The 24,275-nt window shown below is 36.1% G+C and carries 30 protein-coding genes and 1 riboswitch; of the genes, 3 read left to right on the forward strand and 27 right to left on the reverse strand.

The window, feature by feature from the left end; translation table 11 throughout:
- Window positions 1-12 precede the first annotated feature (12 nt).
- The 11 genes from atpA to IGJ14_RS09835 form a co-directional block, all read right to left on the reverse strand.
- The gene (atpA, locus tag IGJ14_RS09785; protein WP_010734889.1) at window positions 13-1,569 is read right to left on the reverse strand and encodes a F0F1 ATP synthase subunit alpha; all 1,557 of its coding nucleotides are present in this window, start codon (window positions 1,567-1,569) and stop codon (window positions 13-15) included.
- A gap of 22 nt (window positions 1,570-1,591) precedes the next feature.
- Window positions 1,592-2,134 carry an ATP synthase F1 subunit delta gene (atpH, locus tag IGJ14_RS09790; RefSeq protein ID WP_010734888.1) on the reverse strand — a complete coding sequence of 181 codons (543 nt, stop codon included), beginning with the start codon at window positions 2,132-2,134 and terminating at the stop codon, window positions 1,592-1,594.
- Window positions 2,121-2,645 (reverse strand): F0F1 ATP synthase subunit B, encoded by a 525-nt coding sequence (atpF, locus tag IGJ14_RS09795; protein WP_010734887.1) that lies wholly within the window; start codon window positions 2,643-2,645, stop codon window positions 2,121-2,123. Before atpF ends, atpH begins: the two co-directional genes overlap by 14 nt.
- A gap of 101 nt (window positions 2,646-2,746) precedes the next feature.
- Entirely contained in the window at window positions 2,747-2,962 is a 216-nt protein-coding gene (atpE, locus tag IGJ14_RS09800; RefSeq protein ID WP_010734886.1) for an ATP synthase F0 subunit C, read from the reverse strand.
- Window positions 2,963-3,011: 49 nt separating this feature from the next.
- On the reverse strand, window positions 3,012-3,731 hold the full coding sequence (atpB, locus tag IGJ14_RS09805; RefSeq protein ID WP_010734885.1) for a F0F1 ATP synthase subunit A: 720 nt from the start codon (window positions 3,729-3,731) through the stop codon (window positions 3,012-3,014).
- Window positions 3,732-4,032: 301 nt separating this feature from the next.
- The gene (gene smpB / locus IGJ14_RS09810; RefSeq protein WP_010734884.1) at window positions 4,033-4,497 is read right to left on the reverse strand and encodes an SsrA-binding protein SmpB; all 465 of its coding nucleotides are present in this window, start codon (window positions 4,495-4,497) and stop codon (window positions 4,033-4,035) included.
- Window positions 4,498-4,530: 33 nt separating this feature from the next.
- Window positions 4,531-6,894: a ribonuclease R gene (gene rnr, locus IGJ14_RS09815; protein WP_065095662.1), complete on the reverse strand. Its 2,364-nt coding sequence runs from the start codon at window positions 6,892-6,894 to the stop codon at window positions 4,531-4,533.
- A 2-nt stretch (window positions 6,895-6,896) separates the two neighbouring features.
- Entirely contained in the window at window positions 6,897-7,643 is a 747-nt protein-coding gene (locus IGJ14_RS09820; protein WP_065095661.1) for an alpha/beta hydrolase, read from the reverse strand.
- 202 nt (window positions 7,644-7,845) lie between these two features.
- A complete protein-coding gene (gene secG / locus IGJ14_RS09825) occupies window positions 7,846-8,082 on the reverse strand; it encodes a preprotein translocase subunit SecG (RefSeq protein ID WP_010734881.1) in 237 nt (78 codons plus the stop codon).
- Between the two features lie 200 nt (window positions 8,083-8,282).
- Window positions 8,283-8,558: a GNAT family N-acetyltransferase gene (locus IGJ14_RS09830; protein WP_019724263.1), complete on the reverse strand. Its 276-nt coding sequence runs from the start codon at window positions 8,556-8,558 to the stop codon at window positions 8,283-8,285.
- Between the two features lie 90 nt (window positions 8,559-8,648).
- Window positions 8,649-9,614: an alpha/beta hydrolase gene (locus tag IGJ14_RS09835; protein ID WP_171844985.1), complete on the reverse strand. Its 966-nt coding sequence runs from the start codon at window positions 9,612-9,614 to the stop codon at window positions 8,649-8,651.
- Window positions 9,615-9,905: 291 nt separating this feature from the next.
- Window positions 9,906-9,950, forward strand: a riboswitch (PreQ1 riboswitch).
- A 23-nt stretch (window positions 9,951-9,973) separates the two neighbouring features.
- On the opposite strand from IGJ14_RS09835, the gene IGJ14_RS09840 reads away from it, so the two are divergent.
- Entirely contained in the window at window positions 9,974-10,948 is a 975-nt protein-coding gene (locus tag IGJ14_RS09840) for a nucleoside hydrolase (protein ID WP_065095659.1), read from the forward strand.
- Window positions 10,949-10,954: 6 nt separating this feature from the next.
- Window positions 10,955-11,533 (forward strand): ECF transporter S component, encoded by a 579-nt coding sequence (locus IGJ14_RS09845; protein ID WP_065095658.1) that lies wholly within the window; start codon window positions 10,955-10,957, stop codon window positions 11,531-11,533.
- A gap of 163 nt (window positions 11,534-11,696) precedes the next feature.
- On the opposite strand, the gene IGJ14_RS09850 is transcribed toward IGJ14_RS09845, so the two are convergent.
- The 14 genes from IGJ14_RS09850 to IGJ14_RS09915 all read right to left on the reverse strand — a co-directional run bounded on the left by IGJ14_RS09850 (window position 11,697) and on the right by IGJ14_RS09915 (window position 20,582).
- A complete protein-coding gene (locus IGJ14_RS09850) occupies window positions 11,697-12,317 on the reverse strand; it encodes a sugar O-acetyltransferase (RefSeq protein WP_010734876.1) in 621 nt (206 codons plus the stop codon).
- A gap of 99 nt (window positions 12,318-12,416) precedes the next feature.
- Entirely contained in the window at window positions 12,417-12,743 is a 327-nt protein-coding gene (locus tag IGJ14_RS09855) for a hypothetical protein (protein ID WP_019723969.1), read from the reverse strand.
- A 3-nt stretch (window positions 12,744-12,746) separates the two neighbouring features.
- On the reverse strand, window positions 12,747-13,040 hold the full coding sequence (locus IGJ14_RS09860; RefSeq protein ID WP_065095657.1) for a hypothetical protein: 294 nt from the start codon (window positions 13,038-13,040) through the stop codon (window positions 12,747-12,749).
- 13 nt (window positions 13,041-13,053) lie between these two features.
- A complete protein-coding gene (locus tag IGJ14_RS09865; protein ID WP_430607685.1) occupies window positions 13,054-14,628 on the reverse strand; it encodes a cutinase family protein in 1,575 nt (524 codons plus the stop codon).
- Window positions 14,621-15,019, reverse strand: coding sequence for a hypothetical protein (locus IGJ14_RS09870; protein WP_029594178.1), 399 nt, complete (start codon window positions 15,017-15,019; stop codon window positions 14,621-14,623). The genes IGJ14_RS09865 and IGJ14_RS09870 overlap by 8 nt, the downstream gene beginning before the upstream one ends.
- Window positions 15,020-15,421: 402 nt before the next feature.
- A complete protein-coding gene (locus IGJ14_RS09875; RefSeq protein WP_019723973.1) occupies window positions 15,422-15,814 on the reverse strand; it encodes a hypothetical protein in 393 nt (130 codons plus the stop codon).
- Window positions 15,815-15,953: 139 nt separating this feature from the next.
- Window positions 15,954-16,328 carry a hypothetical protein gene (locus IGJ14_RS09880; protein WP_019723974.1) on the reverse strand — a complete coding sequence of 125 codons (375 nt, stop codon included), beginning with the start codon at window positions 16,326-16,328 and terminating at the stop codon, window positions 15,954-15,956.
- 250 nt (window positions 16,329-16,578) lie between these two features.
- A complete protein-coding gene (locus tag IGJ14_RS09885; protein ID WP_019723976.1) occupies window positions 16,579-16,974 on the reverse strand; it encodes a hypothetical protein in 396 nt (131 codons plus the stop codon).
- 100 nt (window positions 16,975-17,074) lie between these two features.
- A complete protein-coding gene (locus IGJ14_RS09890) occupies window positions 17,075-17,467 on the reverse strand; it encodes a hypothetical protein (RefSeq protein WP_019723977.1) in 393 nt (130 codons plus the stop codon).
- Complete coding sequence (locus tag IGJ14_RS09895) at window positions 17,464-17,886, reverse strand: hypothetical protein (protein ID WP_019723978.1); 423 nt, start codon at window positions 17,884-17,886, stop codon at window positions 17,464-17,466. The genes IGJ14_RS09890 and IGJ14_RS09895 overlap by 4 nt, the downstream gene beginning before the upstream one ends.
- Before the next feature lie 258 nt (window positions 17,887-18,144).
- A complete protein-coding gene (locus IGJ14_RS09900) occupies window positions 18,145-18,537 on the reverse strand; it encodes a hypothetical protein (protein ID WP_195339225.1) in 393 nt (130 codons plus the stop codon).
- Window positions 18,538-18,657: 120 nt separating this feature from the next.
- Complete coding sequence (locus tag IGJ14_RS09905; protein WP_430607690.1) at window positions 18,658-18,792, reverse strand: hypothetical protein; 135 nt, start codon at window positions 18,790-18,792, stop codon at window positions 18,658-18,660.
- A gap of 84 nt (window positions 18,793-18,876) precedes the next feature.
- Window positions 18,877-19,275 (reverse strand): hypothetical protein, encoded by a 399-nt coding sequence (locus IGJ14_RS09910; RefSeq protein ID WP_272019727.1) that lies wholly within the window; start codon window positions 19,273-19,275, stop codon window positions 18,877-18,879.
- A gap of 404 nt (window positions 19,276-19,679) precedes the next feature.
- Entirely contained in the window at window positions 19,680-20,582 is a 903-nt protein-coding gene (locus tag IGJ14_RS09915) for a PBECR4 domain-containing protein (RefSeq protein ID WP_195339224.1), read from the reverse strand.
- Window positions 20,583-21,041: 459 nt separating this feature from the next.
- On the opposite strand from IGJ14_RS09915, the gene IGJ14_RS09920 reads away from it, so the two are divergent.
- Window positions 21,042-21,461: a hypothetical protein gene (locus IGJ14_RS09920; protein WP_019723098.1), complete on the forward strand. Its 420-nt coding sequence runs from the start codon at window positions 21,042-21,044 to the stop codon at window positions 21,459-21,461.
- On the opposite strand, the gene IGJ14_RS09925 is transcribed toward IGJ14_RS09920, so the two are convergent.
- Together IGJ14_RS09925 and IGJ14_RS09930 are read right to left on the reverse strand one after the other, a co-directional pair.
- Window positions 21,458-22,525 (reverse strand): WxL protein peptidoglycan domain-containing protein, encoded by a 1,068-nt coding sequence (locus tag IGJ14_RS09925; RefSeq protein ID WP_019723099.1) that lies wholly within the window; start codon window positions 22,523-22,525, stop codon window positions 21,458-21,460. The two genes, IGJ14_RS09920 and IGJ14_RS09925, sit on opposite strands and share 4 nt — an antisense overlap.
- Window positions 22,526-22,730: 205 nt before the next feature.
- Entirely contained in the window at window positions 22,731-24,194 is a 1,464-nt protein-coding gene (locus IGJ14_RS09930; protein ID WP_019723100.1) for a helix-turn-helix domain-containing protein, read from the reverse strand.
- Window positions 24,195-24,275 lie beyond the last annotated feature (81 nt).

Genomic DNA, 24,275 nt, shown 5'->3' on the forward strand with positions numbered 1-24,275 from the left:
CATCTCACCTCACTATGCATTTTGAATGGATTTCAATTTGTCTTCTGTTGAAGAATTATTTCCTTTTGTTGCCATAAAGATATCTTTGTACTCTTGAATTGCTTGGTTCAACGCTTCTTCTTCTGGAAGATCTTTCGTTGTACGGATCGTTTCAAAGAGATCTGCATGATTTGTCTCAAGATATTCAAATAACTCATGTTCAAAATCTAAAATGCTATCTACAGGGATACTGTCTAAGTAACCGTGTGTCAATGCATATAAGATGACTACTTGTTTTTCCACTGCAAGAGGTGCATGTAATTTTTGCTTCAAGATTTCTACTGTACGACGACCACGATTCAATTTCGCTTGTGTCGCCGCATCTAAATCAGAACCAAATTGCGTAAATGCTTCTAATTCACGATAACTTGCTAAGTCTAGACGCAATGTTCCGGCAACTTTTTTCATTGCTTTGATCTGTGCTGAACCACCAACACGAGAAACTGATAACCCTGCATCTACGGCTGGACGAGTTCCTGCATAGAACAAATCACTTTCTAAGAAGATTTGTCCATCAGTGATCGAAATGACGTTTGTTGGAATATAAGCAGAGATATCCCCAGCTTGTGTTTCAACAAATGGTAAAGCAGTCATTGACCCTCCACCTAGATCATCACTTAATTTTGCTGCACGTTCTAACAAACGTGAGTGCAAGTAGAAAACATCCCCTGGATAGGCTTCGCGGCCTGGTGGTCGACGAAGTAATAAAGAAAGCTCACGATAGGCAACAGCTTGTTTAGATAGATCATCAAAAATGATCAATACATGTTTGCCGTTATACATGAATTCTTCACCCATAGCTGTTCCAGCATAAGGTGCGATGTATAGCAATGGTGCAGGTTGAGAAGCGCCCGCATTGACTACGATCGTATAATCCATTGCGCCATATTTTTTCAATGTTTCTACTTGTGTACGTACCGTTGAATCTTTTTGTCCAATAGCTACATAGATACAAATCATATCTTGACCTTTTTGGTTGATGATTGTATCGATTGCAATCGATGTTTTCCCTGTTTTACGGTCACCGATGACTAATTCACGTTGTCCACGTCCGATCGGTACTAACGCATCGATCGCTTTCAACCCTGTTTGCATTGGTTCGTTGACTGATTTACGTTGCATAACACCAGGTGCCATCGCTTCAACTGGACGTGTTTTGTCCGTCACGATTTCACCTAGCCCATCAATGGGTTGTCCTAAAGGATTGACGACACGTCCGATCATTGCGTCCCCTACAGGTACTTCCATGATCTTTCCTGTGCGTTTTACTTTATCCCCTTCACGAATGGATTCAAAATCACCTAAGATAATGATTCCGACATCATTTGATTCCAAGTTTTGTGCCATACCATATGAACCGTTCGAAAATTCAAGTAGTTCACCACTCATGGCATTTTCAAGTCCATGCGCACGTGCGATTCCGTCACCAACATAAGTGACTGTACCGATTTCTTCGACTGAAAGCACGTTTTCATAATGTTCAATTTGTTCTTTAATCAAGGCACTAATTTCTTCTGCTTTGATAGCCATTCGATTCACCTACCTCTTTGTACTATCTATTTAATTGATTACGCAATTTTTCCAACTGCGTCCGAATGCTTCCGTCGATCACTTGATGATCTGCTTCTACAATTGCCCCACCAATGATCGTAGAATCAACTTGTTGCTTCAATTCGACCGTTTGATAGTTCATTGTTTTAGCGACATTTTCTTCAAGTCTAGTCAATTGTTCCGCTGAAAGTGGGACTGCTGTAGTCACACTTCCCAGTAACAAACCATTATTTTCATTGTAGCGATGTTCATATTCGTCGATCATCAAAGGTAGATCGTTCATCCGATTGTACATGAACACGACTTCTAAAAAGTTTTTTACAATTCCTTGATAACCACTGACTAATTTGTCCATGATCAATCGCTTTTCATGAGGTTCCAACCGAACATCACTAAGGATACTCCCTAATTCAGGAACATCAGCATAGATTTTACGTAGACTAAGAAGTTCTTGGTAAATTTCTTCTGTATTATTTGAATCGATCGCCAGTTCAAATAATGCTTTTCCGTAACGTCTACCTACTGTATATTTATCTAGTTTCATTTGACGAACCTAGACCTTCGATGTATTGATTGATTAAAGATTCGTGCATTTCTGGAGATAATTCTTTATTCAAGATTTTTTCCGCGATTTGAAGAGAAAGTTCAGCTACATCGTCTTTGACTGAGTTCAATGCCGTATCACGTTCCATCGTGATATCCGATTGGGCTTTACTTTTTAGACGAGCAACTTCTTCTTGCGTCTCCTTCAAAATATTTTGGCGGCTTAATTCTCCACTTTCTTTCGCATGTTTGATGATATCCGCAGCATCAGAGCGAGAAGCCAACAATTGTTGCTCACGTTCTTGTTCTAATTTTGCTGATTTGATGCGAGATTGTTCTGCAGAATCTAAATCATTGGCGATCTTATCTTCACGTTTTTTTAAAATATCGCTGATCGGTCCCCACGCAAAGTGTTTTAATAGGACCATTAATATCAAAAATGAGCCGCTGACAACGATGATATTACCTAACATCGGATTGCCAACTTCTGCAATTGCCAATTGATTCAGCATAGGTTAGCCTTCCTTTCTCTGAGAATCCAGTTTTCTTAGATTGCGTATTTAATAAAATAGTAGATAGCTTTTTTGACTATCGCGCAACCTGAGCATTTTTATTACACACCAAAAACTAGGATCAAGGCGATAACAACACCTAGAATAGGAACGGCTTCGACTAAGGCTACCCCGATGAACATCGTTGTACGTAATTGACCTGACATTTCAGGTTGGCGTGCCATTGATTCGATTGTTTTAGAAATTACTTGACCATTACCGTAACCAGCTCCGATAGCTGCCCCTAAGATTGCGATTGCTGCTGCGATATAATTCATAATTTACTTCCTCCTAAAATAGTTTAAATAGTAATTAAATCTAGTTGTTTTACTCTTCTACTTCGATTTTGTGACTCATATATACCATTGATAAAGTGACAAAGACAAATGCTTGGATGCTTCCGATAAATAGTGAGAACGCGATCCAAACCATCTCTAACGGAATTGCTAAAGGCAATGAGAACCAGCCTAAGCTTGTCATCATTTTTGCGATCAAAGTTAGCAATACTTCTCCCGCATAAATATTCCCATAAAGACGTAAAGCAAGTGTTAACAAGTTTGTGAACTCTTCGATCACCTTCATTGGAAACATAAAACTATAGGGTTTTAGGAACGAGTTGACAAAGTAACCTTTGAAACCGAGCTTCTTCACCCCGAATAGATGAGTAAGTGTGATCATAATAAATGCCAATGTTAAAGTTACAAACGGGTCTGCTGTCGGACTTTTCCAAAGTGTCGTTTCGCTAGGTAAGACGATTTTTGTAACTAAACCGATATTGTTCGCAACAAAAACGAAGAGAAACAAGGTAAATGCCAATAAATGAAAATTATTCAATTCTTTTCTAGGTACATTATCTGTAACGATCCCTCGTGTAAAATCAATGACCCATTCAAGTGCATTTTGCTTCCCAGTTGGCTTCATCTTTAGATTTCTTGTAAAGAAGTAAACTAAAAAGAAAACGATCAAACAAGTTAACAACACCATCAAACAAACAGTCCCATCAAACCAAACCGGTCCAATGTGGAACGTTAGCGAGCGTTCATCCAATCCATTTCACCTCTTTTCCCCGAATTTCACATAAAATCAATTTCATGTGTGTATCTGGTTTTTCTTTATCGGTTTCTAACCAAACGGTATCATACCACCACGAAATAGAAATTTCAAAGTATTTTCATGAAAATTAGACACTTTTTTATTTCAGTCTAAAAATCATCAAAAACATGGATGATATGATGTCTGGAAACTCAGAAAAAACCTGTGATAATCATGTTTCATCAGATTAAATGCTAACAAATTTTATCATTAAGTAAATCTAAAAGCACCGAATATGCGAAAAAGGATAATGAAATTATCTAGAGAAATTTTTTAATGTACGATCAATTTGTCGATCCACATCTTTTCGCTTCAGATCTTCTCGCTTATCATACGATTTTTTCCCTTTGGCCAATCCGATCAAGACTTTCGCATAGCCATCTCGGATATAGACTTTCAAAGGAACAATCGTGATTCCGGTATTTTTTGTTTCATTCAATAAACGCGCAATTTGCTTTTTATGCAATAACAATTTTCTAGTTCTTAGTGGATCATGATTAAAGATATTCCCTTGCTCATAAGGGCTGACATGGACATTATGCAAAAAAGCTTCGCCGTTTCTCACACGAACAAATCCATCTTTTAAGTTGATACGACTATTGCGAATAGATTTGATCTCTGTACCTTGTAAAACCATTCCTGCTTCCATTGTGTCGATGATCGAATAATCATGGCGAGCTTTTTTATTTTGCGCAATCAGTTTTCCCTCGCCTTTTGGCATTGGACATTCCCCCAATTCATTTTCATTTTTTATTTATTTTTTCTTTTTCTTCTTGGTGACGCCTTTGTAAAAAGGTTTTTTTCCTTTTTTCCCTTTTTCTTTTTTTGGACCATATTTACTATCGGCTTTTTTCGGACGTTTTTTCTTGTCCGTTTGCCGTCCATTTGAATGTTTTGAAGAACCTCTATTTGCTTCTTTTCTTCTTCCTTTTGGCGCTTCCAGCGGTGCCAATTCTTCTGCTGAGACTAATTCAAAATCAACCGCTCGCTCAGTAGGATCAGCCTTGACTACTTTCACTCGTACTTTTTGCCCGATCTTGAATGTTAATCCTGTCCGCTCACCAACGAGCGCTAGATGGTTTTCAATGTAGTGGAAGTAATCTTGTTTTAATTCATTGATATGAATCAAACCTTCTACTGTATTTGGAAGTTCGATGAATAACCCGAATTTCACCACAGAGCTGATGATCCCATCAAATTCTTCTCCCACTTTATCCATCATAAACTCGGCTTTCTTCATTGAGTCCACTTCACGTTCCGTTTCAACTGCACGTCGCTCCATTTTCGAGCTATGATCGGCAATATCAGGCAGTGCATTTTCCCAATGCGTCTGATTGCTTTCACTTGGATCTTGACCATATGAACGAATCAAACGATGCACGATCAAGTCTGGATAACGACGGATCGGTGACGTGAAATGTGTATAGTACTCTGCTGCTAATCCGTAATGACCAAAATTATCCTCAGAATAGCGTGCTTGTTGCATACTTCTTAACAACATGGTATTGATCACTGCTGACTCCGGTTTTTCTTCAACATCTTCGATCACTTTTTGTAAGTCCTTAGGTGTGATCGTGCCCTTCGTTCCTTTGACTAAAATTCCTAAAGCAGATGCAAAATCAAAGAATCGTTGCATTTTCTCTTCTTTTGGTTGCTCATGGATACGATAAATAAAAGGGAAATTCGCACGTGAATAATGTTCTGCCACCGTTTCATTGGCTGCTAACATAAAGGATTCAATCAAACGTTCTCCTACACCACGACTCCGCAAGAGGATATCTTGAGGGTGACCGTCTGGATCAACCAAGATTTTGGCTTCCCGATCTTCAAAAGAGATCGCACCACGACGAATACGCATCGTCTCTAAGATCTCATGCAACTCACCCATCGCTTGAAACATAGGAACCAATGATTCATAGCGAGCCATAGTTTCTTCGTCTTGCTCTTCTAAGATCTGATTGACTGCTGTATAAGTCATTCGCTCTGTTGTTTGGATCACACTTGGAAAAATCTCATGAGAAATGATTTTCCCTATTGGGTCGATCTCCATTTCACAACTCATCGTTAAACGAGGAACCTTAGGATTCAGCGAACAAATACCATTTGATAAACGTTGCGGGATCATCGGAATCACACGATCAGTCAAATACACACTTGTTCCACGTTCATAGGCTTCACGATCTAATTGACTGCCTTCTGTCACATAGTATGAAACATCGGCAATGTGGACACCTAAAAAGTAATTCCCATTATCTAACTTTCTAACTGTGACTGCATCATCTAAATCTTTGGCATCTTCGCCATCGATCGTCACGATCAATTGGTCACGTAAATCTCTGCGACCAATCAAATCTTTGTCACTGATACTATCTGGTACAGCATCTGCTTCGCTTAATACATCATCCGGAAAATGGGTCGGTATCCCATTGGCTACGACAATCGATAAAATATCCATCCCAGGATCATTCTTATGACCAATGACTTGTTTGATGATTCCTTCTAAACTCGTTGCATAGCTTTTTTCTGGATAATGGGTCAATTCGATCAGCACGATACTTCCATCTACTGGACGGACACCTTCTGCTGCGGCGTACACTTTGAATTGATTCATTTTTTTATCTTTTGGAATGACTACTCCATAAAGATCCGTTTCTGCCATTTCATCTTCTGTATAAGCGATGAACTCTCCGGCAATTTGTGTGGTTGCGCGTTGACGAATCTCAACGACCTTTCCTTCGGCTCCACGATCCGAAAAGGCATCCGCCGTTTTGACGATATCGATTGCAACAGTATCCCCGTCCATCGCATAGCCAGTCGCTTCTTTGGGGATATACACATCATCTTCTTCAGGATCGATCGTGACAAACCCAAATCCTCGCTCATTTGCGCGGAACGTTCCTTCAATCAAAATAGGCTGAAGTGGCAGTTTGATTTTTCCTTTTTTGGTAAATACGATACTTTGTTCTCTTTCCATCTGTGCGATGGTTTGCACTAGTAATTTAAAATCTTCGCTTTTTTGAAAGCCAAGACCTTCAGCGATTTCTTCCATCGAAAAACTTTTCTTACGACTGCTTTCAATAAAGAAAATGATTTTTTCTTTTAATGTTTCTTTTGTCATTATTATTCCTCATTCCAAGGTAAGTTCTCTAGAAAATCCAATACATCCTTTTCAAACGCTTTTCTTGCTATTCCTACTGTGATCACATGCTTACTTTCTGGATACCAGTGTAAGGAAATGTCAGTTTGCGTAAGTTTTTTTGCTGTCTCGTAGACACCATAAGGATCAATCATTTCATCTTGACCCGCTTGAGCCATGAATACTGGTTTTTGGATATCTGATAACTTACTTTCTGTTATTGCTGCTTGCTCTTGAATATCTATTAATTGTTGCTGTACTCGTGGCCGAAAGCTTTCGACTTGTTGTTCGATCATCGACTCCGATTCACCGGCAATTTTCAAGACCTGGCGTACATAATTCTCAAAATTCTCCGGCACATGATTTTCTACTGGAGAAATTGGCGAACAAAAAAATCCGCCTCCTATCATCGGAAATTCTGATAATGCTCGAACGGCAAAAATGCCACCCATCGACAATCCTAATACGGCGATGTCAGAAAATCCTTCATCGTTGAGAAACTGGATCGCTTGTTTCGTGTCTTGCCACCACGTCTCAGCGTCCTGTTCTAAGATCTCATTTGGAGCAAGCGTGCCATGTCCTGTAAACATTGGGGCATAGACCGAATAGTTTGATTTCTCTAAAAAACGGGCTAACATCCGTACATCATTTGGACTACCTGAATACGCATGCAATAAGAGGATTGCACGCTTCCCATGTTTTTCATAAATAGGTTGTGGTAGACTTTTCATTTTATTCACCTCATTAGCCTTATTTTACCATAGTTAGCAAATACCTTCTTATATAACGGTTCTTTTTCTATTCAACAAAAAAGGTCTGGGAGCATTTCGTTTCCCAGACCTTCTATTTTTTTGAACAATCGATGAACCATCCGTATATCCTCAAAATCTGAATGAAGCAAATGATCACTTCTGATCATTGGTTTCGAACGATTTATTTAGAAGATAAAAATGCAAGTACGAACAACAGAATCATCCATACAGCGCCCATAACAGCTGTCGAGCGTTGCATTACTGCTTCAAATCCACGTGCTTTTTGCTTTCCGAATAATTGATCTGCGCCACCTGTAAATGCACTTGCTGCACTATTTTGTTTGCTTGGTTGCATCATGATTGCAATGACCATCATAATCGAGATGACAATGACGATCCCTAAAATAATATTATACATCAAACAGCCTCCTTTCTCAAAATATCGTCCTTCTAACTTTATCACATAACACGTCTTGTGACAACAGTGTTTCATAAGATGGGCGATGTTTTAAAGAACATTTCTAGGCTTTTTCACATCGATTTTTTTGCAGGTTCTGTGACAAACGATCCACCTGTATCCTCCTCTAAAATCAATGCTTTTTTGCTAACCATTAACGCTTATTTTCGCCAAACATCATGATATTCAGCTTTTCTCTCAAACTCCGCTTTTGCGTAGGGACATAACGGAATCACTTTTCTGCCAGTACGTCTGGCTACTTCTACTCCTGTAGCAACCAATTTTTCTGCTAATTTCTGTCCACGAAATGCAGGATCAACAAATGTATGATCAATGATCATAATATCAGGACCAGCATCAGACCACGTCATTTCTCCTATTTCATTTTGTTCATCGTCCAATAACACTAAGCGATTTTTTTCTTCTTTGATTTCCATCATTTCACTCTCCCAACCCTAAAATAACGAACAGTTTCTTTATTCAATTTGATTTTACCAGTCCTATTTTTTTCAAACAATCATTTGTACTTATAGACCCACTCTTTGCTCAATGAATGAAAAAATCACTGTCCAGTAGGTCTCTGGATCTTTACTGACTGCTTCTAAATGTTCTGCTCCAGGCACTAGCAGTAAGGCTTTATCTCCTGCCGTTGCATTTTGGATCGTATAAGCTGCTTCCATCGGAACAAAATGATCATGTTCACCATGGATGATCAGAACGGGTAAATGATTGCTCCCTAACTGTCTCGTTGCTGATGCCTGTTTCAAAGAATAGCCTGCATATTTTTGTGCGTAACGATTCGCATGTCGCATAATGATTTTTTTTGGAAAAACTGTCAATTTGCTTAACATATAACGAAATTCTGAATAAACGGATACAAAGCCACTATCAAGGATCAAGCCTTTGACAGCACTCGGCAACTTCTCGCCACTAGCCATCATGATCGTAGAAGCCCCCATTGAGCCTCCATGTAAGATGATCTTAGCCTCTGGCTCTCGTTGCAAGATCTCATTGATCCAGAGTATCAGATCTAATCGATCCAACCACCCCATCCCAATGATCTCCCCTTCACTTTCCCCATGGGCACGCAAATCAGGGATCAAGACATTGAAGCCTTTTTCTGCATACTTTTTCCCGATATAAGACATGTCTTTTTTTCCTGTGCTGCGATAGTCATGGACACAGACTACCCATTTACCTTTGTTCGAATAAGTAGAGAATATCCTCCCCTTCAATTTTAACCCCTCTTGACTTTTGGTCATAATGGGTTCTCCTTGTTGCCAAAAATCTTCTGCTAGATCTTCTAAACGTTGGCGTTGCTCTTCGACTGTCGTCAAAGAGGCAGGGTCCATGAGTTGATGACCTGTCTCTTCATACCAAGCATAACCACGTTGTAATCCAGTTTTGATCAACTTCTTTGCGTACAGATAAGCAATAAAATGATAACTACCGATCATTAATAACATAATTAATAAACTATAAAAAACAATCACTTGCATCCCACACTTTCTACTTGGTGATTGAAACAAAAATTCAAGTATGCTAAATGGTGCTCTAGCTTTCTCCTACGTATTTCAACGTTCATTTCTATTGTACCACGTTCTACCAAAGAGGCAGACAGTGAACCATTGACCAGCTGTAATTTTAAACACCTTATTCCTTACAAACGATCTTCTCTTCCTACTTCTAACACTCATAAGAGATAATGAATTGTTTGCATAACATTTACATTCTTCATAAAAATAAGTATACTAATGCCGTGCATTGGAATCAAGGGTTGACCCCTTGGACTGGTTCGGAAACTTCCCAGGATAAAAAACTAAGTGTCTCTAAAGAAAGGAGATTGGAAATAATGCGAAAAGTTATTATTGATTGCGATCCCGGTATCGATGATACATTAGCGCTATTGTTTGCATTAAAATCACCAGAAATCGAAGTTGTCGCAATCACCACCGTTTGTGGGAACGTCCCCGTACATTTGGGAACTGAAAATGTGATCCGTTGTTTGGAACGTTGTGACCGTTTAGACATCCCTGTCTATCAAGGTTCTGCAACACCACTCAACACGCCATTTATCAGCGCTCAAGATACTCACGGCATGGACGGTCTAGGGGAAACGAACTTCCCATTAGTAACAGACAAGCAAGCCGAAACGATCCACGCTGTTGATTTTTTAGCGAGTTATTTTGCTGAACAAAAAGATACTTCAGTGATTGCGTTAGGGCCGCTAACAAATGTCGCTTCTGCTTTACAAAAGAATCCACAACTAGGAAAGCACATGGATCGATTTGTTTCGATGGGCGGCACGTATAAAAGCCACGGCAATTGTTCACCAGTAGCAGAATACAATTACTGGTGTGACCCTGATGCCGCAGCTTATGTATTTGAACATCTTGGTCAAATGATCGAGATGGTCGGTTTAGACGTGACACGAGAAATCGTCTTTACACCAACGATCCTAGAATATTGTTGCCAACTTGCACCTCAAGAAGGCAACTATTTAAAAGCAATCACACGCTTTTACTTTGACTTTCACTGGCAGCAAGAACGCATCCTTGGTTGTGTCATCAATGATCCTTTAGCAGTTGCTTATTTCATCGATGAACAACTGTGCCAAGGATTCACTAGCTATACTGCTGTTGAAACACAAGGCATCAGCCGCGGACAAACCTTGGTTGATCGTTATGATTTTTGGCAGAAAAAACCAAACAGTCTAATCATGACAGATGTCGACACCTCTCTTTTTTTCCGGAAGTTTTTAGCCGTTCTTTTACATGCACAAGAAGAATTGATAAAAAATGATCTGGAAAGATTAAAGATAGGATGAAAAAAGATGACACAAAAGAAAATCACGACAAGAATGATCACAATCATGGCACTAAGTATCGGAATCAACTTTCTCGGTGGAACGATTGCTTTATGGCTCCGTTTACCGATTTATCTTGATTCGATCGGCACGATTTTTGCCGGTGCCTTACTCGGACCAATTCCTGGTGTTTTGACAGGATTGAGTAGTAGTTTGCTTAGTGGCGTGACAATGGACATGTTCTCTTTGTATTATTCACCCATACAAATCGTCACTGGACTATTAGCAGGGTTGATTTTACCACAGAAATTACAGGCACACGGTTTGAAGAGTAGACTTTCATTATTGGCGTGGACATTTGTCCTTTCAGCGCCTGGAACCATACTATCCTCGATCATCACGATCCAATTATTTGGCGGTATCACCTCATCAGGTTCAAGTGCCATCGTCCAACTTCTTTACGGATTAGGACTAAACCAAGCTGTAAGTGTCACGATCGTTCAAGCAGCGACAGATTATTTAGATCGGCTGCTATCGGTCCTTGTCGTTTCACTCGTTGTGTTGAAATTACCAAACCAAGTAGTGGCAAAGACAAGAAATCGTTGATGCGTATTTGTACTATAGCTAATCACTAAATGCAAAAACCCGAACGTCGAATCAATTTCTCTCATCTCTATGAGAAGGAATGATCCATCGTTCGGGTATTGTTTGTTATCCAAAAGTTTTTGTCTCTTGTTTGACTGAAAGAGACTTTCCTGAATCCAGTATGCTATCGTTCCATCAACAAGGCACTATCTTGGACTTTAATATTTTTTTCTCGATCTTTATACGTAATCGGTCGGATCACTTTACATGGATTCCCCGCAGCAATCACATTTTCTGGTATATCTTTTGTTACGACACTTCCTGCCCCAATGATGCTATTTGCACCAATCGTCACCCCTTGAAGAACATGGACTCCCGCTCCTAACCAAACTTTATCGCCAATATGGATCGGCTTCGCATAAACGACATGATCAGCACGTTCAAATGGATCTTCTGCATGATTGGCTGCATACAAACCAACTCTCGGCCCTACATAAACGTCATTTCCGATCGTCACCTCATGACAATCAAGAATGATCATATCATGGTTCAAATAAACATTATTTCCTATAGAAATGTTGAATCCAAACTCACATTGAAAATTCGACTCGATATAGACATTCTCACCCATTGAAGCGAATAGCGCCCGTAAAATGGGGTATTTATAATGATTTTCTGAATTCACGAGAAAATTGTATCTCCTGCATTGTCTCAAGGCATGATTTCGTGCGTGTACTACTTTAGAGTCCATATCATCGTATGGCAACCCTGTATTGGTTATCTGTTTCACATCATCTTCGCTCATCTTTCTCCCCCTATTATCTTATTTGCTTACATGTATTATAACAGAGAGTCTATTTTCTATAAGGAAGAGAGATTTGTGAAAGATCGTGACACTTTTTTTCTAGTAATTGGTTTCGTGAATTCGCTCTATCTCTTTTCGATAGGATCTTGTTAATTCTTGCTCTTTTTCTTCTAATTGTCGTGCATAGTTTTGAGCCGTATGGATCAGGTTACGATCTATTGCCTCCATTTGATGATAGAATTGTCGGCTATCCCAATGATCATTCTTCGTCAAATACATGATTTTTTGTACCAATTGACCTGTTTCTTTCCTAAAGTTTACTAACTGATGATCGATTTCTTCTTGTTGACGGTGTATCTGACGTTTGTTTTGATAGAATTGCTCCTCTAAATCTTGTAGTTTCCGTTGTTTCTCTACTGTCCCCATTCTTTACCCCCTTTTCACAGGTGTGACCAACGTTGGTTGTTTCATTTGTTTGACATACTGTTCTGCTCCAACGGCACTTTCCCCTTCTAAAGCGCCTTTCAAAGTAGATGGTAAGACACTATTCGTTTGTTGATACATTCCTTCTGAGATCTCTTTTAGGGATTCGATCGAAGTTAACTTGGCCTGAGCGATGCGACTTTCCTTTGCCAGAATCAGCGCTTGTATGGCTACTCGTTCCCGTTCCTTTTGTTCTTGTCCAAGTCTTTCTAAAAATTCTTGTAATTCTCTATCTTCCATGGATAAACTCCTTTCACTTGTTTTTGAACAAAATATTTCCTGCCTGTCTGTCATACTCTGTAAGATGATTTGCTACTACCGCCAGTTTATTACTAAATTCCTCCAGCTTCTCTTTATATTGTTTCACTTGATTCGTATTTAATGAGGCTTGTCCGCTGTCCCATAAATTATTTATTCCATACGGGGAAACCATCTCTTGTACTTCCCAATAAGTCAAATAGTTTTTGATTGCTCCCGCACCAGCCAATATTTCTTTCGATATTGCCGTAATCTCATCTTCAAATTCTTTTTGGGCATTTTTAAAGATGATCTCGTACTCTTCGCCTATATTTTTCGCCTTTTGGATGATCGATTGAACTAACTCCGATTGTAAAGTGATTTTTTTAGAACCTGAAGCATTAGAAATTCTTTTATGTAATTCGTTGACCGTCTCGTTCCATTCACTAGCAACTTTTGCCTCTGCAATAATCTTGGCATATTCTTTTTCAAAATCTTTATATTCTCCAGATAGCAATAATTTTATGACTTCGGTAAAAGATAACCCACCTTCTGGTTTTTCTTTTACTACACGATTCAAATATTTATCTATCAATTGGGAAACCTTTACCCCCGCAGCAAAAATGTAGCCATGTTCCTTTAAATTAGCTTCCTGAAGTGTGCCATCAGGATTTATTTGAAACTGTCCAAAATCATGACTCGAGCCGTTTTGATCTTCCATATCAAACGTCGTGTTAAAAGATTTCGGTAGTAAATAGCGAACATTCCCGATTTCATCTACTCCAGGCTTATTTCTATTCAACATGGAAACGATATCAAAAGCATTGACGTAATAGTCGATTTTCCCATGCTCTTCCAACTTCTGGATATTTTTTTGTGCCTGTTCAGACATTTTATTGATACTTTCACGCGCATCAGGTCCTTGAAACAAAACCACTTTGTCGATTTTAGCAATATCTTTTTCAGGGAGATTCGCCACAGCCTGAATCGACACCATCGTTCCCAGAGAATGACCTGTGACAGACATTGTAGCATGAGGTGCTTGTGTGGTCATTTCCGTTATCTTCTGGTGCATGGCTTGATTTGCTAATTTTGCTTGCGGAATATAAGCATTTTTTGTTGTAAATGCCTGGTTATTATGCCACCAGTCATTAAGATTCAAATTACTTGAAGAAATACCATCACTGCCTCTAGTAACAAAATAAGTATGCTTAGTCTCTATCGACAACTTAGGCGTATCCGTCACATAATAAGCATTGAATCCAGCTTTTTCATCCGTCAAGAGTCCTTGCTTATATGTGTTTTTCACATAACTTTGTACTTCATAGCCCCCATTTACTTTCGGCACTCGGATGTTTCCTAACTCCTTGACTGTTTTTACGGTGGTGTCGGGTTGGAGGTAGACAGTGCTTAAATCATTTCCATGAGCATCTTTTGCATTTGGGAAATTGAATTTAACAGAATTATTATTGTCTAGTTTCTTTTTTTTACTAAAGCTAAGCTCTTCATAAGGAAAGTTAATCTCACGACCTGTATAAGATCTTTGTGCAAAATTAGCATATATATTATTTGTATTTTCTAAATCAGACATGATGTTCTCCCTCATAATTTATTTTTTGACCATAATGTAAAGTTGACATATCAGGTATATTGTTTTTATTTAATTTTATATCAAGCCTGAAATCCATATTTGGCTTATTATTTACGAATCCAAAAATTTGAATTTTTTTACCTGCACCACTAGGAAGACCATTTCCGATAACCACTTGATTAACATTGTTCCAATCATAATCAATCGCTGTTACTTTTTTACCTTCAGATTGGTTAATATATTCTGTCATTTTACTTTCATGCTCTTTCAAAAAAGCAATTTGGTTCTCTTTTTCTGTTGGTTGGCTCATTCTATTCACTCCTATCGTTAACAAAAGCACTAATAATACACCTATACTTACTGAAATCAACCATTTTTTCTTCTTTCCCAATTGATTATCCCCTCATTCCTAGCTCTCCTAATTTATGTCTATGTTCTTTCTGACAAACTCTCGAAACTTTACCTAAACAGGTCCTTAAAACAAAACAACTTTATCGATTTTAGCAATATCATTTATTCGTGTACATTTATTGGTATGTACTTTATTTCCTCTGATTACTTTTGGACCACGTATTTCCCTAACTCTTTGACTGTTTTTATGGTAGCATCTTATCGTTATTGGGTAGCTTTGCTTCCTCATTAGTTGCATTCCTATATTAAACAATCTCTTTAATAGCATAATCAAATTCCACTTAATTCATACTATTTCAATATTTTTAAATTGAATTAGGCGAACTATTATAGCTGCTTCCGGCTAAATTGGTATAAATATTGTTGATATTCTCTACATTTCTCATAGGAGCATTCCCCCAATTCTAAAAGAATTAAAAGCAGTCATGCTTTCTATCACTGGCATTCTATTTGTTTTTTCAAGACTGAATTGTAAATAAAAACTGGAGTCAGGAATATGATTGAATTTTCCTTCAATTGTGATTGCTTCTCCTGCCCCAAAAGGAAGTCCATTTCCAATCGTAATAACTTCTACACTTTCCCAGATATATTGAACGCTTGTGATTTTATCATTTTGTGACTTTACATATACGGTCATTTCTTTTTCATGTTCTTTCAAAAAAGCGATTTGTTTTTCTTTTTCCGTCGGTTCCATTATTTTTTTCATCCCTAACATGCCTAAAGGTACTAAGATAATAGTCAAACTTATTACAATAATTTTTTTCTTTTTCCTCACATATTTTTTCTCCTTTATGCTTTTACCTTTGTGAATCAATAGTTACAAGCATACTTATATTTTTGATCTTAATTTCTCTTCTTAATGGTCGATTAAGTGTGCTGACTATACCAAATTAAATGTTCATTTGTATTTCACCTTACTCAAAGCTTTTAATTTTAGTAGGATTTGAAATATTATCGGGATAAATATATATTTCAAATCCATCAACCTTTTTATCTGTTTCATCAAAAAGATAGATAGTAACAGCGATTGACTTACGACTAAACGCCATGCCCTGTACAACTCGAACTGTTTCCCAATCATACTCAATATTTTTAATTTGATATTTTTTTAAAATTACGTAATCATTTCTTTCTTTCACATATTCCGTTATTTTTTTCTCGTGCTCTTTCAAAAAAGCGATTTGTCTTGCTTTTTCTGTTGGCTCATCTATTTTATTCACACCTATTGTTGTAAAAAGGGCTAATAGTATGCCAATACTTACTGGAATCAGCCATTTTTTCTTTACCAATTCATTATCCTCTCATCTCTTGGTCGTCCAAGTTTTTGAAACCTTTTTTGGTATGGATTTTCACGTAAATTTATACTTCATATCTTCCCATTACTTTTGATACTGGTATTGCTCCAAATTCTTTAACTCCTTTCACACATTAGCATCGGGTTAGAGGGAAACTGTGCTTACAGGTTTTTCATAAACAGGTTTTTCATAACCATCTTTTGCATTTACAAAATTAGCATGAATGGTATATGAATTATCTAAGTTAGCCATCATCTAGTTCCTCCATTGCTTCTTCAAAATCATTGGTCGCTATCTCTTCTATCTTAGTAGGTTTTTTTAAGTTATTTGGTAAAACTTGAATTGCTCCGCCATCTATTTCATTTTTATCAATACTATATAATTCAATATCAACTATGTACATTTTTGGGGTAAAAGCTCCGCTATCCTCTATCCTAAATGATTCCCAATCATATTTAATAATAGCTATATTGATTTGTGGGTTCCTCTCTTTAATGTACTTGGTTAAGTATTCTTCATGCTCTTTCAAAAAAGCAATTTGGTTCTCTTTTTCTGTTGGTTCGCTTATTTTATTCACTCCTATCGTTGCAACAAGCATTAAAAGTATACCTATACTTACTGGAATAAGCCATTTTTTCATGACCAATTGATTCTCCCCTCACTCCCTTTTTTATTGATTCATAGGCAAAACTATTTGTTCTTCTTTTGTACGAGCTTTGAAATAAATTTACATATATCCTTCAAGATTTGGATTCTAGAATAGCGTTCGTCGTCCACATATCATTTATAGTAGAATATTCTTTATCTACGTCAATGATCAAAGTATTTCCTTTATAATAATAATTTTCTTCCCTACTTTTTTTCTTATCTATAACATCAAATTTGATTCCTAGGGTTGGCCTCGAAAACGCCATGCTTTGATAACATTCTACTGATTCCCAATCGTAGTTGATTTCGATTTCTGAATGACTTTCTTGTTTTATATATTTAGACATTTTCTCTTCATGTTTTTTCAAAAAAGCTATCTGTTTTTCTTTTCCCGTCGGTTCCATTATGTTTGTCAATCCTGGCATGCCTAAAAGCACTAAGATAATAGTCAAGCTAACTACAATAATTTTTTCCTTTTTCCTCACAAGAATTTCTCCCTCCTGTGGCTGCAACTATAGTAATCATAGTTAGCATTGATCGTATACATTTTTTCTATCTTCTTAGGCCTATTAACATCATCTGGATTTATAGCGAAACCAAATGAATTTATTTCCTTGCTATTCTTATCAGTAATTTGTATTCGAATAATAAAAACCTCACCGGCACCTTGCGGAAGTCCATTCCCAACTATCTCTTGCTCTAGTGAATTCCAATCAAACACAACTTTATTAACTTTTTCATTTTGCCGCTTTACAAATTCCGCCATTTCTTCCTCGTGTTCAATTAAAAAGGCTATTTGTCTTTCTTTTTTTGTTGGTTCGCTTATATTCTTTAATCCTATCGTTGTCAAAAGGACTGATACTATACCTATACTTACTACAATCAGCCATTTTTTCTTTCCCAATTGATTATTCCCACCTTCCTCGATCTTCCAAATTTTGGATTTTTTGTATATGTTCAGGCAATCTATCAATACTTTCACATGTATCAGAGATTTTTTTTACAAAACAGCGTTTTTGATTTTAGCAATATTTTTATGCTAGATTATTTTTTATATGTACTTTTACATAGCTTTACATTTCATATCTTTCTTTACTTTCGATATCATATTGTTTCATATTCTTTGACTGTTTTTAGGGAAATCTTGTCAGAATTCTCTAATTTACTCATATATTCTCCCCTCTACATATAAAGAGCTTAAAAGTCCTATAGTATCAAGTTCAGGCATTTTTTTATCATCAACTCCAAAACTTAGTATGAAGTTTGACTCTTCGATATCATTAAATTCCCCATTAATGGTCAATAATTTTCCGGCGCCTATAGGTGTACCATTTCCTATATCATCGACTTTCACACTATCCCATTCATACTTAACACTTTGAATCTTTGGATTTTGAGATTTCACATACTCAGTCATTTTATTTTCATGTTCTTTTAAAAACGCAATTTGTCTTTCTTTTTCTGGTGGCTCGCTCATTTTATTCACTCCTATCGTTGTCAAAATGACTAATAATATACCTACACATACTAAAACCAACCATTTTTTCTTCCCCATTTGATTATCTCTCCATTTCTTGCACCTAAAATATTTAGATATATTCAGACAGAATATCGGCACTTTCACACATTTTTTTCTTCATCCTCCGTTTACTTTCGGTAGTCGCATTATTGCTAATTATTTGACTGTTTTTACGGTAGTATCGGGTTGGAGGTAGACTGTACTTAAACCATTTCCATGAGCATCTTTTGCATTTGGGAAATTGAATTTAACAGAATTATTATTGTCTGGTTTAGTACGGTCTTTTTCCAAAAGTACTTCATAAGGAAACGGTTTTGGACGTTCTGTATACGCACTTTGCGCTAAATTAACATATATATTATAGTTATCTTCAAATCAGTCATTTATTCCCTCCTGAATATTAGAATAAATAGGGTCATTTAAAACCATCAATTCCCTTATTTTATTTAATTTTTTTAAATCAGTTTTTACCCTAAGTACATAACCTCGATTGTTATACTCTGATTTTGAACTGTCTCTAATATCAAATTTGACAATCAATACAGGTTCGGAAAATGCAATACCTGTATTTACTGCTGTTGTCTCCCAATTAAACGTAATGTGGCCATCTTGCGAACTATAATTTTTTATATACTCCGTCATCTCCTTTTCATGTGCTTTTAAAAAGGTTATCTGTTTGTCTTTTTCTGTAGGTTTCAATATGTTTCTTATTCCTAAAATACTCACCAATGTTAAAAACATAGTTATGCATACCACAATTATTTTTTTTTTCACTGTTAACTCTCTAACCTCTACTTTCATTCATCTCAAAAATCGAGCTTCTCTTTCTATATATGTACGCAAACCGTGTTAGCTATTTTTTATTTATGCCCCTATTTGACCATCCATTATAACGCTTCCAGAAACATTATAACAAACTATAATCTATCCTTGGATAAAAACCTGATTAGATAGATTATGTTACTTAATTTTTAGAGTCAACTGATTATCTACGAAATATGTCATATATCAATAAATAGATATAAAAAAATGAAGTCAGAGACTGATACAGTCTTGGCTTCATTTTCTAGTTAAATTTATTTAACAAATATGTATACTGAAACGGCTATATTGCTACTATCCATAGAACAAAAAAATTAAAAATAATAAATAAGTTTATGATTCTTTTAATCAAAGAGCTATTTTCTTTTTTTATTTTTCTTTTTCAAAGATTTTTCCGCTTGGAGATACTTTGTATAGTCATCATGCCTTATTTTTTGCCACTTTCCATTGGGTAATCTTTCATATTCAATGATTTTTGAACATTTATATACATTTCTAAAAGAAGTATTATTTTGTGCTTCATTATCTTTTTTTAAATTAAGACAAGTGCGAGGTACTGAAAATTCAGGATTGTCATGATATAGCCCTAATCCCAAAAATGTTCTATGTATACTTAATGTGTTAGTCATTGGTATAGTTCTAAGTATCCCATATTTTCCAACTCTAACATTATCAGTTTTAATGTCCTTGATATATTTAAGAACTGACATTTTATCTTTTACTTTAGCTAAACTTTCAACCCAGCATTTTGAAAAGTCCAATTTATTAGATTCAAAATCACGATAAAAATTTAAAGCAAAACTGGGCTGATTATATAAATGTACAGTATGTCTCTCATGCAAGGCATAGTAATTAATTCCAAATAAATGCATAATGCTTTCTTTAGGTACGCATAAAGAGATTTTTTGCTGTCTCTCTTTTGTTCCCGTTTTAAAAAAGTAATCTATTTTTCGATGTACAAATTCCTCTTGAAAAACTGTAAGTAAAGAAATCATAGTCTGGCAAAACAAATGAAATTCATTGCTCTCGGTGAATAACTTAGATAATTGATAGGTTTTCACAAATTTTTTTGAATATTCCATTGTAAGCTCTCTTTCTTTTCTATTTAAATTGTAATTAGTAAAAAAAGCGAACATGCATACTGCACATTCGCTTTCCCAGTTCTCTTTTAAGGGTGCTTGTTTTTGATAACTGTGTATCAAGGCTTCTCCTAAGCCTATGTTTAAATACGTGATATCGTAAGTAAACACTTCATTCATTCGTAACAAAATTACCTTCGCTACAAAATAAGGATTACATTTAAGTCAGCACCCAATGACTTTGAAAGTAAGATTTTGATGAATGGCTCTTTCATCACGTCAGATAACTGATACCCTTTCAGGCAAGAAAATACATTCTTCAAGAATTCCAATTAAGCCCAAGAATTCTCGACTTCTTTCAAAAATATAGTACCACAATTTAATTGCCTCTACAAGTGAGTTATAAATATTAGTCTGGTACGTCTGTAATAGATCGAGTAAACATTAGGCTATAAGTTACCTTAAATGTCTTGGTATTGTCTTTTTGATATAGATATATTCTTTAATTCGCATCCTTCTTGTTTGATATATTACATAATAAAGTAAATAGGCTATAATGAACTTGACCACCTCTTTTTAACAATACATAGGAAAGCTCACTATATTCATTACCCAAACATCATTCGGAGGTGACTCGTCATGAAGAACCAACTTGCTTTTAAATTTTTACCCAAGTTATGGACTTCTATTTTGTATCTTGTAGTGATTGCTGCTGGATCTTTTATGTATTTATCAAAATATTGGGATGTAACGATTTTCACCTCTGTCTATCCTGATTTTTATCTTCATATTTCAAACTTTTCAATTAGTTTGATTTTAGGTTTGATTCCTTATTTTTGGTTATTGATGGGTGTAAAAATCAATTATGTAGTTATCTTTTCTCTACTATTGCTTATAGCAAATGCACTATGTGAAACTGTCCTTGGATTCATAAACACACCTGATCTCATTGATATGTTTTTTGGCTTTGCGGGTACCGGAATTTCTTTTCTCACATTATTGATCATTTATAAATTTGGCCTTTCGCCTAATAGCGAAAAACGAGAATCGCAGCCTTAGCTGTTGATTCTCGTTTTCTTATATTTAAGATAAAGTATTACACTTATGACAATCAATAGAGTAGAAAAAATGATTAATAAACCAATCACCCATATATTGTTGGTTTGATTGACAACAACATGATTCGAGCCGTTTGTTTGTTCAATCAATTGTTCAAGCGCCTCTTTTGTATAGCTAAATCTAGTTATTTTCTCCTTGCCATCAACAGTTATGATGAATTGATATTCCCCAGATACCAATTCTGCGTCCCTAACTAAGGGCAGATTCAGCTTTGTTTTAGTCATTGGCGTCAATGCAATTGAGCTTTCTTCAATTTCTCCTTCAGAAATGATATCCCCGTTTGGATTGATTACTTTGTATGAGCCGCTTTCCGCAAAAGTTACTGCAGGATCATTGTTGGCTATATAGTAATCAAGCCTTATCGCATCCTGTGAGCTCACAAACTCAAACTCATCATAAGTTTGTTCTTTTTCAGCCTCTATTTCATCCATCTTGAGATGAAATAGGATCACTTTCTCATAGACATGAACGATATCTACAGCATCTTCATGACTTTCTTCACTTAATGTCTGAGAGAAATTCACCCCACCTAAAACTTCTCCATTAAGTTCCTCAGTCACATTGATCAAAATTGCTATCGTTTCACTTTGTTTCGCTTCAACTTTGATTTTCCCGTCTTCTAGTTCGCCATTAGCATCAGTTATCTTCACGTATTTACTAAAGTCATACTTTTCATCTAAAAGATTTTCTGTATTTTCAACATAAGTGACACTTCCCATCGTTGATATAGCAACCGATGGATAGACAGTAACATCTAAGTCTTTGTCACCTATATTTGTAATCGTAGCAGTGAACTCATAGTTCTTATTAAGTTCTGGAGTAAACTGCAGATAGCTATCTCTGATCTCATATTCTTTGGGTTGCACATCCACTAGGATCGATGCAGTATCTTCCTCGGACGCCTCTACTGGTTGTATGTAAAAAAAACATCCCATCAATAAAACGAAAATAAGCGAACAGAAGTCAACTAACTTGTATTCTTTGGCTTGGCTATTTTTTGTCATTATTTCTCCTATTCATTTTCCTATCAAGTATCTTAAATCTCTATATTTTTTCTTGATCATTCTTATTCCTCTTTTTCACAACAGTAGTTATCCTATCATCATACTTTGTATTTTGATTCATCAGAATGTTTCACTTTTCCCTGATCAAATTGAAAAGAATAAGTTTCCTTAGAGATTCTTTTATTATCTATATTTATTAAATTCATTACTCTAACTTTAAGATAATTCTTGCTTGGACAATCGCGTTTAAATTGTCCCAATGATCCTTATTGTGAATGTCTCTAAAAAAAGCAAAATCTTGGGACTCATCGTGGTACACAATCCCATCAGACACCAAAATATCTGCATCAGTAAAGTCAGAAGTGAAATGAATGATTTTTTTATTAAATATCGTTAGTAATTTACTTTCGATAACTGGTACATATTCCGGATGATGCAACATCGATATAGCAATAGTCACTCTTTCATTGTTTTGGATAGGCAAATAATACGAAAGGATATGTGCTAACTTGTTCGCAAATATTTGTCTATCCCCAACTTGAAAATTCCTATTTTTGACTATTTCCAATAGTAGCTGCTTCACTTCATGGATTCTACTATTAGGACTATTTTGATTAGCCACTCCCTTTAAATTCTCGAAATAAATATTTTTGTATGCCCAACTATTGATGACACTTTCATATAAAATCACATGCTCCACATCGGAATTTATCTTATATTTTTCTGATAATGTTTCGACGACATTCATAGAAAAATCAACGATTTCGTTCTGTCTATGCTCTTTGAATTTTTTACCTAAGACTATCTTGTCCTGCTTGCTTGTCGTTTCAGGGATGAGAAGTTGTCTACAAAAATAAAAGAATGCAACTTCTTTTTCTCTATCTTCCATGTTTCGCGTTGGTATCAACTTTGTTAGCGAGTCCTCTTCATACAGTTCTTTCATATCAGCGAATAGTGCTATCGCTGTTTTGTCCAAATCTTGTATGATATACCCACGTGACACAGCATTTTCAAGTATCGAGAATAGAATGTCATGCTTTGCTTTTGTTGTCTTCAACCTCTCATAGTGTCCACCTACTAGGTCAATATTCACTCTTGTTTGGCTATCTGCGAAAACATTATAGGCCATGATTTGTACCAGGTAATGATATGTTCTGATAGACATCTCATTGCCTTCCAAAGAAATTGATTCAAAATTACTATTAATAGTTATTGGTATTTTTTGATAATGAAAGATATCTTTCAGCCGACTGATCAATTTATAACTATAAGACTTACTAAACATCAACTTTTCGGAAATATCGACTACACGAGTTTTTCGGTGTTTCAAGAGATAGAGCAATAATTGAAAATAAGGTGATTCATTAAAAAACTTTTTTTTCAAATTAACAAATACTTGAAGCAACAGTTCCTGATTAACACCTTCGATTAAACCAATCGTCCCCTTTTCTAGTAAAAAGAAAGATGAAAATGTAAAATTCAATTGTTCGAAGTTTTCTTCGAGTTCAACCAGTAATATTTTCGTTTGATACATCGTTAAGTTTAACCGCTCACTTAATTTATTCAATGACAAATATTTTTCTGTCACTAGAACCGTAAACAGTTGCAACATTTCGTTTTGTTTTTTTGTTAAGTAACGGCTACTAAACGTATCCATTATATATTCCATTTCTTCTACCAACCTTCATTTTTAGAGGATTCTATACTAAGAAGAATTCATTTAGTCAGAATGTTTCATTTTTTATTTTCA

Origin of the sequence: Enterococcus sp. DIV1304_2 (assembly GCF_050555445.1) — a bacterium.
In the GTDB taxonomy this organism is placed as follows: Bacteria; Bacillota; Bacilli; order Lactobacillales; family Enterococcaceae; genus Enterococcus_B; species Enterococcus_B pernyi.

Excerpts from the sequence above, each read along its gene's own strand:
- atpA (WP_010734889.1), bottom strand. The coding sequence starts at position 1,569 with ATGGCTATCAAAGCAGAAGAAATTAGTGCCTTGATTAAAGAACAAATT.
- atpH (WP_010734888.1), bottom strand. The coding sequence starts at position 2,134 with ATGAAACTAGATAAATATACAGTAGGTAGACGTTACGGAAAAGCATTA.
- atpF (WP_010734887.1), bottom strand. The coding sequence starts at position 2,645 with ATGCTGAATCAATTGGCAATTGCAGAAGTTGGCAATCCGATGTTAGGT.
- atpE (WP_010734886.1), bottom strand. The coding sequence starts at position 2,962 with ATGAATTATATCGCAGCAGCAATCGCAATCTTAGGGGCAGCTATCGGA.
- smpB (WP_010734884.1), bottom strand. The coding sequence starts at position 4,497 with ATGCCAAAAGGCGAGGGAAAACTGATTGCGCAAAATAAAAAAGCTCGC.
- rnr (WP_065095662.1), bottom strand. The coding sequence starts at position 6,894 with ATGACAAAAGAAACATTAAAAGAAAAAATCATTTTCTTTATTGAAAGC.
- IGJ14_RS09820 (WP_065095661.1), bottom strand. The coding sequence starts at position 7,643 with ATGAAAAGTCTACCACAACCTATTTATGAAAAACATGGGAAGCGTGCA.
- secG (WP_010734881.1), bottom strand. The coding sequence starts at position 8,082 with ATGTATAATATTATTTTAGGGATCGTCATTGTCATCTCGATTATGATG.
- IGJ14_RS09830 (WP_019724263.1), bottom strand. The coding sequence starts at position 8,558 with ATGGAAATCAAAGAAGAAAAAAATCGCTTAGTGTTATTGGACGATGAA.
- IGJ14_RS09840 (WP_065095659.1), top strand. The coding sequence starts at position 9,974 with ATGCGAAAAGTTATTATTGATTGCGATCCCGGTATCGATGATACATTA.
- IGJ14_RS09845 (WP_065095658.1), top strand. The coding sequence starts at position 10,955 with ATGACACAAAAGAAAATCACGACAAGAATGATCACAATCATGGCACTA.
- IGJ14_RS09850 (WP_010734876.1), bottom strand. The coding sequence starts at position 12,317 with ATGAGCGAAGATGATGTGAAACAGATAACCAATACAGGGTTGCCATAC.
- IGJ14_RS09855 (WP_019723969.1), bottom strand. The coding sequence starts at position 12,743 with ATGGGGACAGTAGAGAAACAACGGAAACTACAAGATTTAGAGGAGCAA.
- IGJ14_RS09860 (WP_065095657.1), bottom strand. The coding sequence starts at position 13,040 with ATGGAAGATAGAGAATTACAAGAATTTTTAGAAAGACTTGGACAAGAA.
- IGJ14_RS09865 (WP_430607685.1), bottom strand. The coding sequence starts at position 14,628 with ATGTCTGATTTAGAAAATACAAATAATATATATGCTAATTTTGCACAA.
- IGJ14_RS09885 (WP_019723976.1), bottom strand. The coding sequence starts at position 16,974 with ATGAAAAAATGGCTTATTCCAGTAAGTATAGGTATACTTTTAATGCTT.
- IGJ14_RS09900 (WP_195339225.1), bottom strand. The coding sequence starts at position 18,537 with ATGGGGAAGAAAAAATGGTTGGTTTTAGTATGTGTAGGTATATTATTA.
- IGJ14_RS09915 (WP_195339224.1), bottom strand. The coding sequence starts at position 20,582 with ATGAATGAAGTGTTTACTTACGATATCACGTATTTAAACATAGGCTTA.
- IGJ14_RS09920 (WP_019723098.1), top strand. The coding sequence starts at position 21,042 with ATGAAGAACCAACTTGCTTTTAAATTTTTACCCAAGTTATGGACTTCT.
- IGJ14_RS09925 (WP_019723099.1), bottom strand. The coding sequence starts at position 22,525 with ATGACAAAAAATAGCCAAGCCAAAGAATACAAGTTAGTTGACTTCTGT.
- IGJ14_RS09930 (WP_019723100.1), bottom strand. The coding sequence starts at position 24,194 with ATGGAATATATAATGGATACGTTTAGTAGCCGTTACTTAACAAAAAAA.